Source organism: Methylobacterium organophilum (genome assembly GCF_022179465.1).
Classification (GTDB): Bacteria; Pseudomonadota; Alphaproteobacteria; order Rhizobiales; family Beijerinckiaceae; genus Methylobacterium; species Methylobacterium organophilum.
The window spans coordinates 430,543-445,124 of the sequence record NZ_BPQV01000001.1; the positions used below are offsets into that span (position 1 = coordinate 430,543).

Genomic DNA, 14,582 nt, shown 5'->3' on the forward strand with positions numbered 1-14,582 from the left:
GCCCCTCTCGACGCGGCCATGCCTTCCGGCCTCTCCGCTTTTCCGGAGCGGGGCGGGCGTCCTTAGTGCGCCTCACGCATCAGGCGCTCGGCCACCCGCTTCACCGGGGGCCGGCCGCGCCCGAGCAGCACGGCGAAATGCGAATCCTCCGGATCGCTCTCGAAACGGGTGCGCAGCCAGGCCGCCAGGAACTTCACGTATTCACCGACGAGCAGCCGGGCCGTCGCCGGCTCGGCCCACCAGCGCCCGACATCGATCCCGTCCGTGACCACGGGGTAGGGGACGAGGGATTCGGTCTCGTCCAGGGCATTGCCGAGCTCCACCAGGGTGCGGGGCATGTGGTAGTTCGAGGTGACGACGGCGATCGTCCCGAAATGATGGCGGCGCATCCAGCGCCGTGTCTCGATGGCGTTGCCGATGGTGTTGCGCGCCCGGTAATCGAGGTCGATGCAGCAGGCGATCAGGTGGCGCTGGCTCGGGTTGAGCCGGGCGATCTCCTCGCGGCTGGTGCGCTCGTTGACGCCGGAGATCAGCAGCCTCCGGCCATGGCCGGAGGCGAGCAGCTCGATCGCATCGCCGATGCGCTGCGCCCCACCGGTCAGGGCGACGATGCCGTCGACGCTCGCATCCTGCGGACGCTCCGCCCGCTCGATCGTTCCGACAAACGCGAGGAAGCCGCCGGCGAACAGGGCCGTCGACAGCGCGGCGGCGGCGCCGAGGACGCGGACCGGGAAACGGGAACGTCCGCTCTTCGGGATGGGCAAGGACAGCCGCAAGGATCCCCGCTTGAGTGCTCCGCCCTGCCGCATCGGCCCGGCGCCAGCCGAACCCTCCTGCCAGGCCCAGCCGAACGCCTCGAAAGGCGTCGGTGCGGCCGGCTTTGCCAGGTTCCGGAACATGGGCCTAAACCTTAGCCTCGATTGCGGTTTTGCCGTGACGAAGCATTTCCCCCCTGAAACGTTGACGAATGGTTAACGGGCTGTGCCCACACCCGCAAGCCGGCTGGCGGGTCAGTGCTTTCAGCTTAGGAACCGGCGCACGGTGACGCGGGAGACGATCCCGGTCACGACCGAGGCGATCACCCCAATCAGGGCGATGACCAGGTAGCCGCGCCAGCCGATCTGGAAGCTGCCGAACAGTGCCTCGATCTCGTCGCCCGCGGCACCCGAGCGCCAGAACCGGGAAAGAAGGCTCGCCAGGAAGAAGGCGAGAAAAGCGAGCCCCGCACCGATGGCGCCCCCGCGCAGGCCGAGCCGGAAGAAGCGGCTCTGGAAGGCCCGGGCGATGTAGTCGTCTCCGGCCCCGACGAAATGCAGCACCTCGACGACCTCGCGGTTGCCGGCCATGGCGCCGCGGGTGGCGAAGACCACCGCGAGGCCGGTCGCCACCAGCACCAGCCCGACGATGCCGACGCCGATGCCGACGAAGGTATGCGCCATGGTCGAGAGGCGCTGCAGCCAGAGGGCATGGTCGTCGAGGCTGGCGACGCCGGGCAGCGCCTCGGTGAGGTTCGCCCGCAGGGCCTTCAGGTCGGGGGAGGGGCTGTCCGACAGCTTCAGGGTGATGAGCCGGGGCACCGGCAGGTCCGACAGGTCGAGGCCGCTGCCGAGCCAGGGCTCGAGCAGGTGCTCGGATTCGGCCTTCGAGAAGACCCGCGTCCCGGCGATTCCGGGGGCGGCCTTCGCGATTCCGTCCGCCTTGGCGATGTCGGCCTCGATGTCACGGCCTGGACCCGGGCGTACCTGCACGGTGACCTCCTGGGCCACCGTGCCCTGCCACTGCGCAGCACTGGAGGCGACGATCTCCGCCGCCCCGGCGCAGAGGGCCGCGAGGAAGGTCAGGATCGCGATGACAGCGGCCAGCGCCCGGCTCGCTGCGGAATCGGTGGGGACCAGGGGCGCATTGCGCCGCAGGGTCGGCGGCAGCGGGCTCTCGGCCGCATCCGACAGGGCGGTCGCGCGGGGCGGATCGGGGATCTGGTTCATACGCCCTCGACCCGCAGACGCCCCTCGCCCAGCACCAGCCGGGGTGCCTCGACGAGATCCATCAGACCGAAATCATGCGTGGCGATCACCACCGAGGTGCCGAGGCGGTTCAGTTCCAGGAAGAGTCGCAGCAGCCGCCGGGCAAGGCTTGGATCGACATTGCCGGTCGGCTCGTCGGCGAGCAACAGCTCGGGCCGGGCGATCAGGGCACGGGCGATGGCCGCGCGCTGCTTCTCGCCGCCCGAGAGCAGGGGCGGCAGCACATGCATGCGCTCGCCGAGCCCGACCCAGCGCAGAAGCTCGACCACCTCCGCCCGATAGCTCGTCTCCGCTCGCCCCTGCACGCGCAGGGGCAGGGCGACGTTCTCGTAGGTGGTGAGATGGTCGAGCAGCCGGAAATCCTGAAAGACCACACCCATGCGTCGGCGCAGGCCGGTGAGGGCCGCCCCCGAGATGCCGCTCACCTCCGAGCCGAACACGGAGACGAGGCCGCGGGTCGGGCGCACCGAGAGCAGGATCAGGCGCAGGAGCGTGGTCTTGCCCGCCCCCGACGGTCCCGTGAGGAACTGGAAGGAATGGGGCGCGATCGAGAAGCTCACATCGCTCAGCACCTCGGGCCCGAGCCCGTAGCGCATGCCGACATTCTCGAATCGCACCACCGGCTCCTCCGCCCCGGTGAGCAGGCTGCCCATCTTCGCCCCGCCGGCCAAATCTCCGTGCTCCACCTCAGATTCCGCCGCCTCACGCCCGGTCCGCGACCGGGGATTTCACGCCGGATTAACCGCGATCCGCGAAAAGCGGTGTGAGTTTTTTTCCGGCCCACGGCAACCCGCCGTCAGGCCCCGAGCGGGTCGCCATGCTGATCGTCTGCCCGAGTTGCGCCAGCGAATACCGGATTGACACGGATCGCGTCGGCCCGGCCGGCCGCTCCGTACGCTGCGCCGCCTGCCGCGAGACCTGGTTCATCGGACCCGACGACGTCGCCGCGGCCCGGGCCGCGGAGATCGCGGAGGAATTCGGCCTCAGTCCCTCCGCAGAGGCTGCGTCGCCGGTCCCCACGGCGCCGGCCGGCTTCGAGGCTCTGCCATCCGAGGACGTCCCGAACGCTCCCGCCGAGGACGCGACCGTCATCGATCAGCCGACGCCGCCCCGGCGCGGACCCCGCAAGCCGGCGGGCCGGACCAAATCATTCCGCAGTCGGAAAGGGAGCACCGCGCTCCTTCCCCGGCGGCTCTCGCCGGGCCTCGCGGCGGCGCTGGCGATCTGCGCCCTGATGCCGCTCGCAATCCTCGGCCGCAGCACGGTGGTCCGCGCCATGCCGCAAAGTGCGGCGGTGTTCGCGAGGATCGGCCTGCCGGTGAACCTGCGCGGCATCGAGATCCGTGACGTCCACGCCTTCCAGACGCCCGCGCAAGGGGGGGCCCCGGCTCAGCTGGTGATCGAGGGCGACCTCCTCGGCATCGCCCGGCAGCGTGTCGACGTGCCGCCGATCGAGATCGAGATCCACGATGCGAGCGGCGCGCCGCTGCATCGCTGGACCGTCGCGCCACCCCGTGCGGGGCTGGAGCCGCAGGATTTCGCCCGGTTCCGCGCGACCTTGTCCGACCCGCCCGCCCAGGGTCGCCGGATCGAGGTGCGCTTCGCCGCCGCGGGCGCTTCCGCCGAGCCGGCCGAGACCGCGACCCGAACGTCAGCCCAGCCCCCGGCGCATCACTGATCCCCGTCCTGAACGGCGCTGGCAGAGGCCGGCCCGCATGCTATGAGAGAGGCATGACGACTGCATCCCGCCGTGTCCGTGTGCTCTTCGACGAAGCTGCGATCGCCCGCCGCAACGAGGAGATCGCCGCCGAGATCGTGAAGGCCGCCCCCGAGAACCTGCTCGTCGTGGCGGTGCTGAAGGGCAGCTTCATGTTCGCCGCCGATCTGCTGCGCTCGCTCCACCATGCCGGCCTCTCGCCGCAAGTCGAGTTCGTGCACCTGTCGAGCTACCGGACCTCCACCGTATCCTCGGGACAGGTCGAGATCCTGCGCGACGTCCAGAGCGAGGTGCGCGGGCGCGACGTACTGCTCATCGACGACATTCTCGAATCCGGCCGCACCCTGGTCTTCGCGAAGGACCTGCTGATGGCCCGCGGCGCCAAGCGCGTGCTGACCGCAGTGCTCCTGGAGAAGCCGGGCAAGCGTGCCGTGACCATCGACGCGGATTTCGTCGGCTTCGTCTGCCCTGATGTCTTCGTGGTCGGCTACGGCATGGACGCGGCGCACGCGTTCCGCCAGCTGCCCTTCGTCGGACTCGTCGATTACGAGAGCACCGATCCCGATCTGTTCGGCGGCACCTGACCCGGTTGACCCGCAGAGCACGTGGTCCGTTCAAGATCCGGACATATTTCGCGTTTTTCAGAACCCTGCGGCACGATGGAACTTGACACCGCGGCATCGCGCTTGCGTCAGTGAGTGATTGGGCAGAGCAGAGGAGCCGAAGTCCGTTCAGATGGCGCGCATTCTGCTCGTCGACGACGAAGAAACGGTCCGTGGCTTCCTGAAGAGAGGCCTCGAGCTCGACGGTCACGATGTGACGATCGCGGTCGACGGCAGCGATGGCCTCGACCGTCTGATGGAGTCGGAGGGTCGCTTCGACCTGATGCTGACCGATATCCGCATGCCGCTGATGGACGGCATCGCCCTCGCCCTCGCGGCCAAACGCGACTATCCCGATCTCACCATCCTGCTGATGACCGGCTTCGCCGACCAGCGCGAACGCGCCCGCGGTCTCGACGCCATCGTGACCGACGTGCTGACGAAACCTTTCTCCCTGTCGGACCTGCGCAACACGGTGACCCGGGCGCTGGCGGCCTGACGCCCCTCCTGCGCACCACGAACGAGCCCGCCGGCAGGACTGCCGGCGGGCTCGTTCGTGTTCGGATCCTGGCAAGCCGTTAATCGAACAAGGCGTCGATCGCGTCCTGGGCCGTGGCCGGTCCCCCGAGCTGCGGCCCGTTGAGGAGGAGGTTTTCCTGGCGCTCGCGGCGCTGCGCTTCCTCGGGCTCGATGTCGTGCGCGTCGCGCGTCCGGACCACCGCAGCGAATCGTGCCAAGCGGCCTTCGAGAAGGCTCATCGACTCGGCGACCTTGGCGATGCGCTGACCGGTAATGTCCTGGAAGGTACAGGCTTCGAAGATCGTGAAGATCCGCGCCTCCACCTCGGCGCGGTAATCCTCGCTTTCGGGCAAGGCGAGGATTGCCTCGGCGGCTTCCATGATCGTGTTGGTCGCCCCAGCCGTCGCCGCCACCACCTCCCCGAGTTCGCCATGCACCATCGGCAAGCGGTCCCGGGTCAGTTCGTTCGTCTTCAGCAGCGCGATCGCTTCCCGGAGACTGGCGATGTAGTCGGCAATCTCGATCAGCTCCCGCACGATCGGGGCAGTGCCCTTATCGGGTCCCCGACGCGTCGATGCTTCCGCCGTCATGCCCATCGCCCGGTCTCCCGGCCCTCGATCGTCCCGCTTCTCAGGCGCCGCAGACCGCCTCGATCTTGCTCTTCAGCGTGGCGGCGTTGAACGGCTTGACGATGTAGTTGTTCACGCCGGCCTTCTTGGCAGCGATGACGTTCTCGGTCTTCGACTCGGCGGTCACCATGATGAAGGGGGTGGTGCGCAGGCCCTCGTCGGCGCGGACATGGCGGAGGAGCTCGTAGCCCGTCATGGGCTCCATGTTCCAATCCGAGATCACGAGACCGTACTTGCGATTCTTGAGACGGGCGAGGGCGGCCGTGCCGTCGGAGGCGTCATCGACGTCTTCGAAGCCAAGCTGCTTGAGGAGGTTGCGGATGATGCGAACCATCGTCTGATAATCGTCGACGACGAGGATCGGCATGCCGAGGTCGAGGGCCATGGACGTGCTGCTCCGATAAGAGCCGAGGGTGGCGGCTTCCTTTCGAGCCCCAAAATACGCAGATGCGGATTGCGAAGGGGTTAACTGCGCAGAGGCCCGAGTCGTGCCTCGCTCGCTTGACCGCCGGAACCGATTTCGACAGGGTCCGCCGGCATCCGAACCCTCGAGGGAGCCGAGACGTCCGGCGACGTGCAAGCCGCGCGGGCTCACCGCGCGCGGGTGGATCCCAGAGCGGCCTCGGTGAGGCCGCCCCAGCGGAGACGGGATATTTCGTGAATCGGTTCGCGATCTGTCGTGAGGACGAGGCTGTTCCCACCACGCTCCGGGGTGCCGTTGCAGCCATCGGCAATTTCGATGGTGTGCATCTCGGGCACCGGGCCCTGATCGAGGCGGTGCGCGCGGAGGCGGGGGCGCGCCCGGCCGTGGCCCTCACCTTCGAGCCGCATCCCCGCGCCTTCTTCGCTCCCGACCAGCCGATGTTCCGGCTCACCGGACCAGCCGCCAAGGAGATCGTGTTCGCCCGCCTCGGCCTCGACGGGCTGATCATGCGCCGGTTCGACGCCACCCTCGCCGGCACGGGCGCCCGCGCCTTCGTCGAGGGGCTGCTGAAGGCGGATCTGGGGCTCGCGGGCGTCGTGATCGGGCACGACTTCCATTTCGGGAAAGGACGTGAGGGCACCCCCGAGATGCTGGCGCGGCTCTGCGCGGAATCCGGCCTCGCCTGCCGCATCATCCCGCCCATCGCGCCCGCCCCGGGGCAGCCGCCGGTCTCCTCCAGCGCCATCCGCGCGGCGCTGGGAGCAGGGGACATCGCCCGGGCCAATGCCCTGCTCGGCTACCGCTGGTTCGTGCTGGGTGAGGTCCGCCACGGCGACAAGCGCGGGCGCGTGCTGGGCTTCCCGACGGCCAACATCGCCCTCGAATCCTGCGGCCTTGCCCACGGCATCTACGCGGTACGGGCAAGGCTGGCGGATGGGAGCCTGAAAGACGGAGTCGCGAGCTATGGCCGGCGCCCGACCTTCGACGACGGCGCGCCGCTTCTCGAAGTGAACCTGTTCGCGTTCGCGGGCGACCTCTACGGCCAGCGCCTCGGCATCGAGTTCCTGGGCTTCATCCGGGGCGAGGCCCGGTTCGAGAGCGCCCAGGCTCTGATCGACCGCATGCATGTCGACGCGGCCGAGGCCCGGGCGATCATCGCCGGCGACCGATCCCTCTCGATGCTGGAAGCCTAACGGCGGTCGCCTCCGAGGCAGGCCCCGAGGCTCGATCCGTGCGGCTTCCCAAGCGGACGCGGCGGATCAATGACCTGTCGGATGGGCCGCGGTCATGGCGAGCTTGCCGGCCGCCTGGCCCAGCCCGTCGCCCAGGGCGCCGCTGAGAGCGTACGACGTGCGCCCGCTGCGCCAATAGGCGGTGGCACCGTCGCCGGGGCGCGCCACCCCATCGGAGGGCGCGGCGTCCCGGCCGCTCGGCATGGCGAACAGGGCGAGGTCGCCGAGCTGCCCGGCATGGATCGATACTTCCACGCCGGTACCGTGACGGCCGGGAAAGACCTGCACGTCCTGCACCGTCCAGTCGGCGGGCAGCTCCGGCAGATCGAGGCCCGTCGCCGCCTGGAGATCGGCCCGATCGTAGACGCCGGGACGCAGGGCCTGGGAGCGGGCCCGCACCGCAGCGGCCTCGCGCGCCTGCTGCGCCTCCTCGACGAGCACGGGATCGACCGGCGAGGCGAAGGTGTCCGGCACGCCGAAGGTGCCGATCTCGGAATGGGCAAGCCAGCCCGCGCCCACGAGGACAGCGATCGCCGCCGCACGGCGCAGACGCGCACTGACCCGCTGCCAAGCCAGGGCCCGGTCCATGCGGCGCGCACCCGACCGTAGCCGGTCCGGGCTCAGGCCGACGGTCGGCGTGAAAGCCTCGCGCAACGCGTCGCGATCCCGCAGGTCGGCCATGACCTTGGCCGCGTCCTGGGGATGGCACGCCAGATGCGCCTCCACTTCGAGGCGCCGCATCGCGTCGAGCTCTCCATCGACATAGGCGATGAGATCAGTTTCCGTGACCGGGTCGACCATCAGTCCACTCCGAAGTCCGTCCTTCCCGGATATTTCCGTGTCGCGTCTCAAGGAGTTCGCCTCGGCTCAGTTTCCGACAGCGCGGGCGAGGCCGGCCGTGTCCGCTTCATCCGGGCGCCCGTCCCGCGCGACGAGGCGCAGCTTCGGACGCCCGCTCTCAGGGGGGGCCGCAGGACGCCGCGCACGACCCGCCTCACCCTCCTCGAAGGCGCGCAACGCCGCCCGGCCGCGGCCAAGGCGGGACATCAGCGTGCCGATCGGGATGCCGAGCACGGCCGCCGCATCCGCATAGGCCATGCCTTCGATCGTGACGAGGTGAAGCGCGGCGCGCTGCTCTTCGGGCAATCTCTCGAAGGCCTCCCTGACCTGAGCGAGGCGCACCTGCCCTTCCTGAGCCGGCAGGGCGACCTCGTCGTGCATCTGGACGAGGGCGTCGGCGTGGCGCGCCTCGACGCGCCGGCGGCGCTGCTCGTCAATGAAGACGTTGTGCAGCACCGTCATCATCCAGGTGCGCAGGTTGGTATTGGGCCGCAGGTTGCTGCGGGATTCGAGGGCGCGGACCAACGTGTCGTGCACGAGATCGTCGGCTTTCAACGAGTCGCGCGTCAGCGAGCGCGCATAGCGCCGCAATGGCACGAGCAGGTCGACGATGTCGGGGCTTTTGCTGCGCATCTTTCCACTCATTGATAGGGAAGACGGGCGAGGGCGGCGGAATAATCCCGGCCATCCCCGCGGCCTCGCCACGCACGTGCGCCACCGCACATGACTGGGGATGCCGCCGAGGAGAAACAACTACTGATACGTAGATTGCAGGTCTAGAGTACACCTGTGGTTGATATTTTCGTAGCGTTCGGCGAGCCAGGCCTGGGCTGCGGAGCGGCCCTTGTCGCGCAGGCGCTTGAACACCTTCCACCGCGCATCCAGCCTCGAGGACGCCTTGTAATCCTCCAGAGCGTCCGTGCCGTCGATGCGGTGGACCAGAACCGGCCGGTAGCCGCGATTGCCGAGCACCCCCTCCTCGATCAGCCCGTCGAGGAAGTCGATCGCCCGCAATTCGCGCATCAGGTTGGCGTTGAAGGTGATCTCGTTGAGCCGGTCCTGGATCTCCTCCCGCGTCCGCGGGGTCTCGCGGCGCTCCACGGGATTGATCTGCACGAGCAGCACGTCCCGCGTCCGGGCGGCATGCAGCGGGTAGAGCGCCGGATTGCCGAGATAGCCCCCGTCCCAATAGGGCACGCCGTCGATCTCCACCGCCTGGAACACCGTCGGCAGGCAGGCCGAGGCCAGCAGATGGTCGACGGTCAGGCGCTCCCGCTCGAACACGGCGAGCTTGCCGGTCCAGACATTGGTGGCCGAGACGTAGACATTGGCGGTGTCGGCTTGGCGCAGGCGCTCGAAATCGACGCTCGCGACGAGCGCCTTCCGGAGCGGATTGATGTTGAGCGGATTGGCCACGTAGGGGCTGAAGGAGAAGGCCTTGAGCCAGAACTCGGCCACTGGGTTACCGTGCCAGAACTTGTAGAGCCCGTTGAACACGCTGCGCTGGGCCGGCCAGAGATCGGCGTCGAGGCTGGCCCGGCGCCAGAAGGCCTCGAGGGCGGCGCGCGCCCCGTCCGGCCCGCCCTCGAGCCAGCCGTCGACCAGCACGACGGCGTTCATGGCCCCGGCGCTCGCGCCGGTCACCGCCTCGAAGGCGAGGCGCCCATCCTCGATCAGGGCGTCGAGCACACCCCAGGTGAAGGCGCCATGCGCCCCGCCGCCCTGCAGGGCCAGGGAGACCGCCTTCTCGGCCCGTGGCCCGGCGAGCCCCGTGAAGCCGTCCCGCGACTCCGTGAAATCCGTGGCCGTGGACGGCACGGCGGTGGCGGGGTTGTGGAGGTCGGGAGCCGATCCTGACTGATCCATGGGTTCGCTCACCCTCGATGTTGCGATGCACTCGTCGTGTTGCCGCGCGGTAACGCCTGGCCGCAGCCGGCGTTTCGGCGCTTCCCGCACGCATATGGGATGCCGCGGACCGGCACCCAGGCTCGACATTCACCGCGAAGTGCGGAAAGGAACGCCGCAAAATCGCCGCCGCGGCGCGCGTCCGGTGCAGACCTGCGCTGCCCGCCGCCCGGCGGACCTCCCCGCCCGGCCGGCAGGGGCCATATGCGAAACGGTCGCGCGCGCAGCGATTATCGGGTATGTCCCGGATCCGCGGACGCTGCCGCCCGACCGGCACCGCGACCGCAAGGCCCTCGAAACCCGGGCCCTCGAAGCCAAGGTTGACCATGGACGCTCCCGACGCCCTCGCGAACCCGATCGCCGGAACCGGCCCCGAGATCGCAGGCCCCGCACCGCGCCACCGCACGGTGGGCGTGCGCGTCGGCGAAGGCGAGGGGGCCGTCACCGTCGGCGGGGGTGCCCCCGTCGTCGTCCAGTCGATGACCAACACCGACACGGCCGATATCGACGCCACGGTCGCCCAGGTCGCCCAGCTCGCCCGCGTCGGCTCGGAGCTGGTGCGCATCACCGTCGACCGCGACGAGGCGGCCGCCGCCGTGCCGAAGATCCGCGAGCGGCTCGACCGCATCGGCGTGCACGTGCCGCTGGTCGGCGACTTCCACTATATCGGCCACAAGCTCCTGTCCGACCATCCGGCCTGCGCCGAGGCGCTGGCCAAGTACCGGATCAACCCGGGCAATGTCGGCTTCAAGGAGAAGAAGGACGTCCAGTTCTCGACCATCGTCGAGCAGGCGATCAAGTACGGCAAGACGGTCCGCATCGGCGCGAACTGGGGCTCCCTCGACGGCGAGCTGCTGACGCACCTGATGGACGAGAACGCCAAGTCGCCGAAGCCCATCGATGCCCGCGCGGTGATGCGCGAGGCCATGGTGCAGTCGGCCCTCACCTCCGCCGACCGCGCCGTTGCCCTGGGCCTGCCCAAGGACCGTATCATCCTCTCCGCCAAGGTCTCGGCGGTGCAGGACCTGATCGCCGTCTACCGCGAGGTCGCCCGCCGCTCCGACTACGCCATCCATCTCGGCCTGACCGAGGCCGGCATGGGCTCGAAGGGCATCGTCGCGGCCTCCGCCGCCATCGGCGTGCTGCTGCAGGAAGGCATCGGCGACACGATCCGCTACTCGCTCACCCCCGAGCCCGGCGGCGACCGCACGCTGGAGGTCAAGGCCGCGCAGGAGCTCCTGCAGACCATGGGCTTCCGCACCTTCGTCCCGCTGGTGGCGGCCTGCCCGGGCTGCGGTCGCACCACCTCGACCACCTTCCAGGAGCTGGCCCGCGACATCCAGAATTGGATCACCACCTCCATGCCGGAATGGAAGAAGACCTATCCGGGCGTCGAGGGGCTCAACGTCGCGGTGATGGGCTGCATCGTGAACGGCCCGGGCGAATCGAAGCATGCCGATATCGGCATCTCGCTCCCCGGCACCGGCGAGAGCCCGAGCGCCCCGGTCTTCATCGACGGCAAGAAGGCGATGACCCTGCGCGGCGCCACCCTCGCCAAGGATTTCGAGACCATCGTCATCGACTATATCGAGCGGCGGTTCGGCCAGGGCGCCCGCAACGCCGCGGAGTGACGGGCGGGCCGGTGCTCCCCACGCGTCCCTCGAAAAATCGCGGGACGCCGCCGGGACCGGCCCACGGCCTCTCGACTCCGATCCGGGGATACGGAATCACGAAAGATGCGGGCCGCGCGCGAGTCGGAGCGACCGCCCGCCGCCGGCACCGGGATGAGCCGCGAGGCTCCGATCCGATGCCGCCGCCTCAACCTCCTCTCGACCTGCGCGGGCGGCCGCCCGCGCGCCCTCGCCCGAGCGCGACATCGACCCCATGACCGAACCCGTCACGCCGAGCCTCCCGGCCGATCAGGCCGCCGCGGCCGAACGCCCGGCACCGGCCCCGTCCTCGGACAATCCCGCCGCCAAGCCCGCCCCCGAGGCGGCCGAGGACGACCACGGCCATGCCAAGGTCGGCCTCTGGTCGCTGGCGCTCGGCTCGGTCGGGGTCGTCTACGGCGATATCGGCACGAGCCCGCTCTACGCCTTCCGCGAGGCCCTGGTCCCCGCGCGCAGCGACGGCATCCTCCTGCCAGAGGAGGTGATCGGCACCGCCTCCCTCATCATCTGGGCGCTGCTCCTGATCGTCACGGTCAAGTACGTCGCCGTCCTCCTGCGCATGGACAACAACGGCGAGGGCGGCATCCTCTCGCTGATGGCGCTTGCCCGGCAGGCGCTGGGCGGCTCGCGCCTCGTCTTCCTGCTCGGCCTGCTCGGCGCCTCGCTGTTCTACGGCGATTCCGTCATCACCCCGGCGATCTCGGTGCTCTCGGCGGTGGAGGGCCTGAAGCTCGTCACCCCCGCCTTCGACGATTACGTGCTGCCGATCACCGTCGCGATCATCGTGGGCCTGTTCCTGGTCCAGAGCCGCGGCACCGCCCGGGTCGCGACCTTCTTCGGGCCGATCATGGCGGTCTGGTTCGTGGCCCTGGCCCTGGCGGCGCTGCCGCATATCCTGGCCAACCCGGCGGTGCTCTGGGCCTTCAATCCCTGGTACGCGGTGCATTACCTCCTCGGCCACGGCACCGGCGCCCTGGTGGCCCTCGGCGCGGTGTTCCTGGCGGTGACGGGGGCGGAGGCGCTCTTCGCCGATCTCGGCCATTTCGGGCGCAAGCCGATCCAGCTCGCCTGGCTCGGCCTCGTCGCGCCGAGCCTGGTGATGAACTATCTCGGCCAGACCGCCCTGGTGCTCGCCAAGCCCGACACCACCGACCCGTTCTACCAGCTGGTGCCGGAATGGGGCCTGCTGCCGATGGTGCTGCTCGCCACCATCGCCACGGTGACCGCCAGCCAGGCGGTGATCACCGGGGCCTTCTCCCTGTCGCGGCAGGCGATCCAGCTCGGCATGCTGCCGCGCATGGAGATCCGCCACACCTCCGCCTCCCATTCGGGCCAGATCTACCTGCCGCGCATCAACATGCTGCTGGCGCTCGGCGTCGTGATCCTGGCCATCACCTTCCGCTCCTCCTCCGCCCTCGCCTCGGCCTACGGCATCGCGGTGACGGGCACGATGCTGCTCACCGCCAGCATGGCCTATGTAGTGCTCTGGCGGGTGTGGAAGCTCTCGCCGCTGGTGGCCGCCGCGGCGCTGATGCCCTTCATCGTGATCGAGTTCCTGTTCCTGCTCTCGAACATGCTGAAGGTGCACGAGGGCGGCTACGTGCCGCTCATGCTCGCCGCCGGCCTGATGCTGATGATGTGGACCTGGGTGCGGGGCGTGGGCATCCTCACCCACAAGGCCCGCAAGACCGACGTGCCCCTGACCGAGCTCGTCGGCATGCTGGAGAAGAGCACCTCCTACCAGCACGTGAAGGGCACCGCCGTCTTCCTGACGAGCGACCCCGACATCGCCCCGGCCGCGCTCCTGCACAACATGAAGCACAACAAGGTGGTGCACGAGAAGAACGTCGTGCTCACCGTCGAGACCGTGGACCGGCCCCGGGCGCCGGAGAGCGAGCGGGTGCGCATCGAGCCGGTCGGCCCACATTTCTACCGGGTCACCATGAAGTTCGGCTACATGGAGACGCCGAACATCCCGCGCACCCTCACCCTGCTCAAGCGCGAGGGCTTCAAGTTCGACATCATGTCGACCTCGTTCTTCCTGTCGCGCCGCTCGATCCGCCCGGCCGCCCATTCCGGCATGCCGCTCTGGCAGGACCGGATCTTCATCACGCTCGCCAAGAACGCCAACGACGCCACGGACTTCTTCCAGATCCCGACCGGGCGCGTCGTGGAGGTGGGCACGCAGGTGACGGTGTAAGACTCAGCCGGTGGCGCGCGTCACACAGGCATGGCTGAAGGCAAGCCGTCCCCGGGTCGATCGCGCCGGGATCGAGGCGACGCCGGAAGCCGACATCCGTCGTCATGCCATCGAGGACGGGCAGGCCCCGGATGCGGATCGCATCAGCCGTCGCCGGGTACCGGCGCCCCGGCAAGGTCCAACCGCGCAAGCCCGGAGAGCCGGAACCGCCTCGCGGAGGCGCCTCAGTGGCGGCGCGGCTCGCTCGACGGGCTGAGACGCTCGGCGTTGCGCCGCGTCACGAGGAGGGCGACCACCCCGCCGAGGAGGGCGCGCGCGACGCCATTGAGCAGCGTCGCCGTGAGCTTGGCGCGCTCAGTGTGGATCAGCTTCTCGCGCTCGGGAGGAACTGATCCGGCATTTGCCCCTATCGCTCCTTGTCGTAGCGGAAGGCGTGGGCCACGCGGGGCATGCCAATGCCGTCGTAGTAGCCCTCGACGCCCGGGGCGGCGGTGAGCAGCAGGCTCGCCTCGGGGCCGGCGGCCCGGCGCGTCGCCGCGATCAGGCCCTGGCCGATGCCGCGGCCCTGCATGTCCCGGGACACGGCGAGATCGGAGAGATAGGCGCAGAAGGCGAAATCCGTGAGCGTGCGGGCCACGCCGACGAGCCGCCCGTCGAGCCGGGCGGTGACGATCAGGTCGGCCTGGGCCAGCATGCGTCCGAGCCGCTCCAGATCGTTGGCGGGGCGGCGGGGGGCGAGGCCGGATTCGACGAGGATCGCCTGGAAGGCAGCCGCGCCGAGATCCGGCTCGACGGCGTAGACGACGTAGATGACGTCCAT

15 protein-coding genes are annotated in these 14,582 nt (G+C 69.6%); 6 read left to right on the top strand and 9 right to left on the bottom strand.

Translation table 11 applies throughout. The annotated features are described in order from the left end of the window. Positions 1-62: 62 nt before the first annotated feature. The 3 genes from MFF21_RS01930 to ftsE all read right to left on the bottom strand — a co-directional run bounded on the left by MFF21_RS01930 (position 63) and on the right by ftsE (position 2,677). The gene (locus tag MFF21_RS01930) at positions 63-776 is read right to left on the bottom strand and encodes a YdcF family protein (protein ID WP_238309492.1); all 714 of its coding nucleotides are present in this window, start codon (positions 774-776) and stop codon (positions 63-65) included. A 243-nt stretch (positions 777-1,019) separates the two neighbouring features. Further along, positions 1,020-1,985, bottom strand: coding sequence for a cell division protein FtsX (locus MFF21_RS01935; RefSeq protein ID WP_238309493.1), 966 nt, complete (start codon positions 1,983-1,985; stop codon positions 1,020-1,022). Continuing rightward, positions 1,982-2,677, bottom strand: coding sequence for a cell division ATP-binding protein FtsE (gene ftsE / locus MFF21_RS01940; protein ID WP_238309646.1), 696 nt, complete (start codon positions 2,675-2,677; stop codon positions 1,982-1,984). Before ftsE ends, MFF21_RS01935 begins: the two co-directional genes overlap by 4 nt. A 164-nt stretch (positions 2,678-2,841) precedes the next feature. On the opposite strand from ftsE, the gene MFF21_RS01945 reads away from it, so the two are divergent. From MFF21_RS01945 to MFF21_RS01955, 3 genes are all read left to right on the top strand, one after another. After that, complete coding sequence (locus MFF21_RS01945; protein WP_238309647.1) at positions 2,842-3,702, top strand: zinc-ribbon domain-containing protein; 861 nt, start codon at positions 2,842-2,844, stop codon at positions 3,700-3,702. Positions 3,703-3,755: 53 nt separating this feature from the next. Next, positions 3,756-4,325, top strand: coding sequence for a hypoxanthine phosphoribosyltransferase (gene hpt / locus MFF21_RS01950; protein WP_238309494.1), 570 nt, complete (start codon positions 3,756-3,758; stop codon positions 4,323-4,325). Positions 4,326-4,476: 151 nt separating this feature from the next. Further along, positions 4,477-4,842, top strand: a complete 366-nt coding sequence (locus tag MFF21_RS01955) for a response regulator (protein WP_238309495.1) — start codon at positions 4,477-4,479, stop codon at positions 4,840-4,842. 79 nt (positions 4,843-4,921) lie between these two features. On the opposite strand, the gene MFF21_RS01960 is transcribed toward MFF21_RS01955, so the two are convergent. Together MFF21_RS01960 and MFF21_RS01965 are read right to left on the bottom strand one after the other, a co-directional pair. Further along, entirely contained in the window at positions 4,922-5,458 is a 537-nt protein-coding gene (locus tag MFF21_RS01960) for a chemotaxis protein (protein WP_238309496.1), read from the bottom strand. Positions 5,459-5,492: 34 nt separating this feature from the next. After that, positions 5,493-5,876, bottom strand: coding sequence for a response regulator (locus MFF21_RS01965; protein ID WP_238309497.1), 384 nt, complete (start codon positions 5,874-5,876; stop codon positions 5,493-5,495). A 272-nt stretch (positions 5,877-6,148) separates the two neighbouring features. Here MFF21_RS01965 and MFF21_RS01970 point away from each other — a divergent pair, with 272 nt between their 5' ends. Continuing rightward, a complete protein-coding gene (locus tag MFF21_RS01970; protein WP_238309498.1) occupies positions 6,149-7,108 on the top strand; it encodes a bifunctional riboflavin kinase/FAD synthetase in 960 nt (319 codons plus the stop codon). A gap of 66 nt (positions 7,109-7,174) precedes the next feature. Here the strand turns inward: MFF21_RS01970 and MFF21_RS01975 are convergent, their stop codons facing one another. The 3 genes from MFF21_RS01975 to MFF21_RS01985 all read right to left on the bottom strand — a co-directional run bounded on the left by MFF21_RS01975 (position 7,175) and on the right by MFF21_RS01985 (position 9,853). Then, positions 7,175-7,948, bottom strand: a complete 774-nt coding sequence (locus MFF21_RS01975; protein WP_238309499.1) for an anti-sigma factor family protein — start codon at positions 7,946-7,948, stop codon at positions 7,175-7,177. 66 nt (positions 7,949-8,014) lie between these two features. Next, positions 8,015-8,620 (bottom strand): sigma-70 family RNA polymerase sigma factor, encoded by a 606-nt coding sequence (locus MFF21_RS01980; RefSeq protein ID WP_238309500.1) that lies wholly within the window; start codon positions 8,618-8,620, stop codon positions 8,015-8,017. A 120-nt stretch (positions 8,621-8,740) separates the two neighbouring features. Beyond that, positions 8,741-9,853 carry a patatin-like phospholipase family protein gene (locus MFF21_RS01985; RefSeq protein ID WP_238309501.1) on the bottom strand — a complete coding sequence of 371 codons (1,113 nt, stop codon included), beginning with the start codon at positions 9,851-9,853 and terminating at the stop codon, positions 8,741-8,743. A gap of 365 nt (positions 9,854-10,218) precedes the next feature. On the opposite strand from MFF21_RS01985, the gene ispG reads away from it, so the two are divergent. After that, positions 10,219-11,523, top strand: coding sequence for a flavodoxin-dependent (E)-4-hydroxy-3-methylbut-2-enyl-diphosphate synthase (gene ispG, locus MFF21_RS01990; RefSeq protein WP_238309502.1), 1,305 nt, complete (start codon positions 10,219-10,221; stop codon positions 11,521-11,523). A 253-nt stretch (positions 11,524-11,776) separates the two neighbouring features. Continuing rightward, on the top strand, positions 11,777-13,762 hold the full coding sequence (locus MFF21_RS01995) for a potassium transporter Kup (protein ID WP_238309503.1): 1,986 nt from the start codon (positions 11,777-11,779) through the stop codon (positions 13,760-13,762). Between the two features lie 406 nt (positions 13,763-14,168). Here the strand turns inward: MFF21_RS01995 and MFF21_RS02000 are convergent, their stop codons facing one another. Further along, entirely contained in the window at positions 14,169-14,582 is a 414-nt protein-coding gene (locus MFF21_RS02000) for a GNAT family N-acetyltransferase (RefSeq protein WP_238309504.1), read from the bottom strand.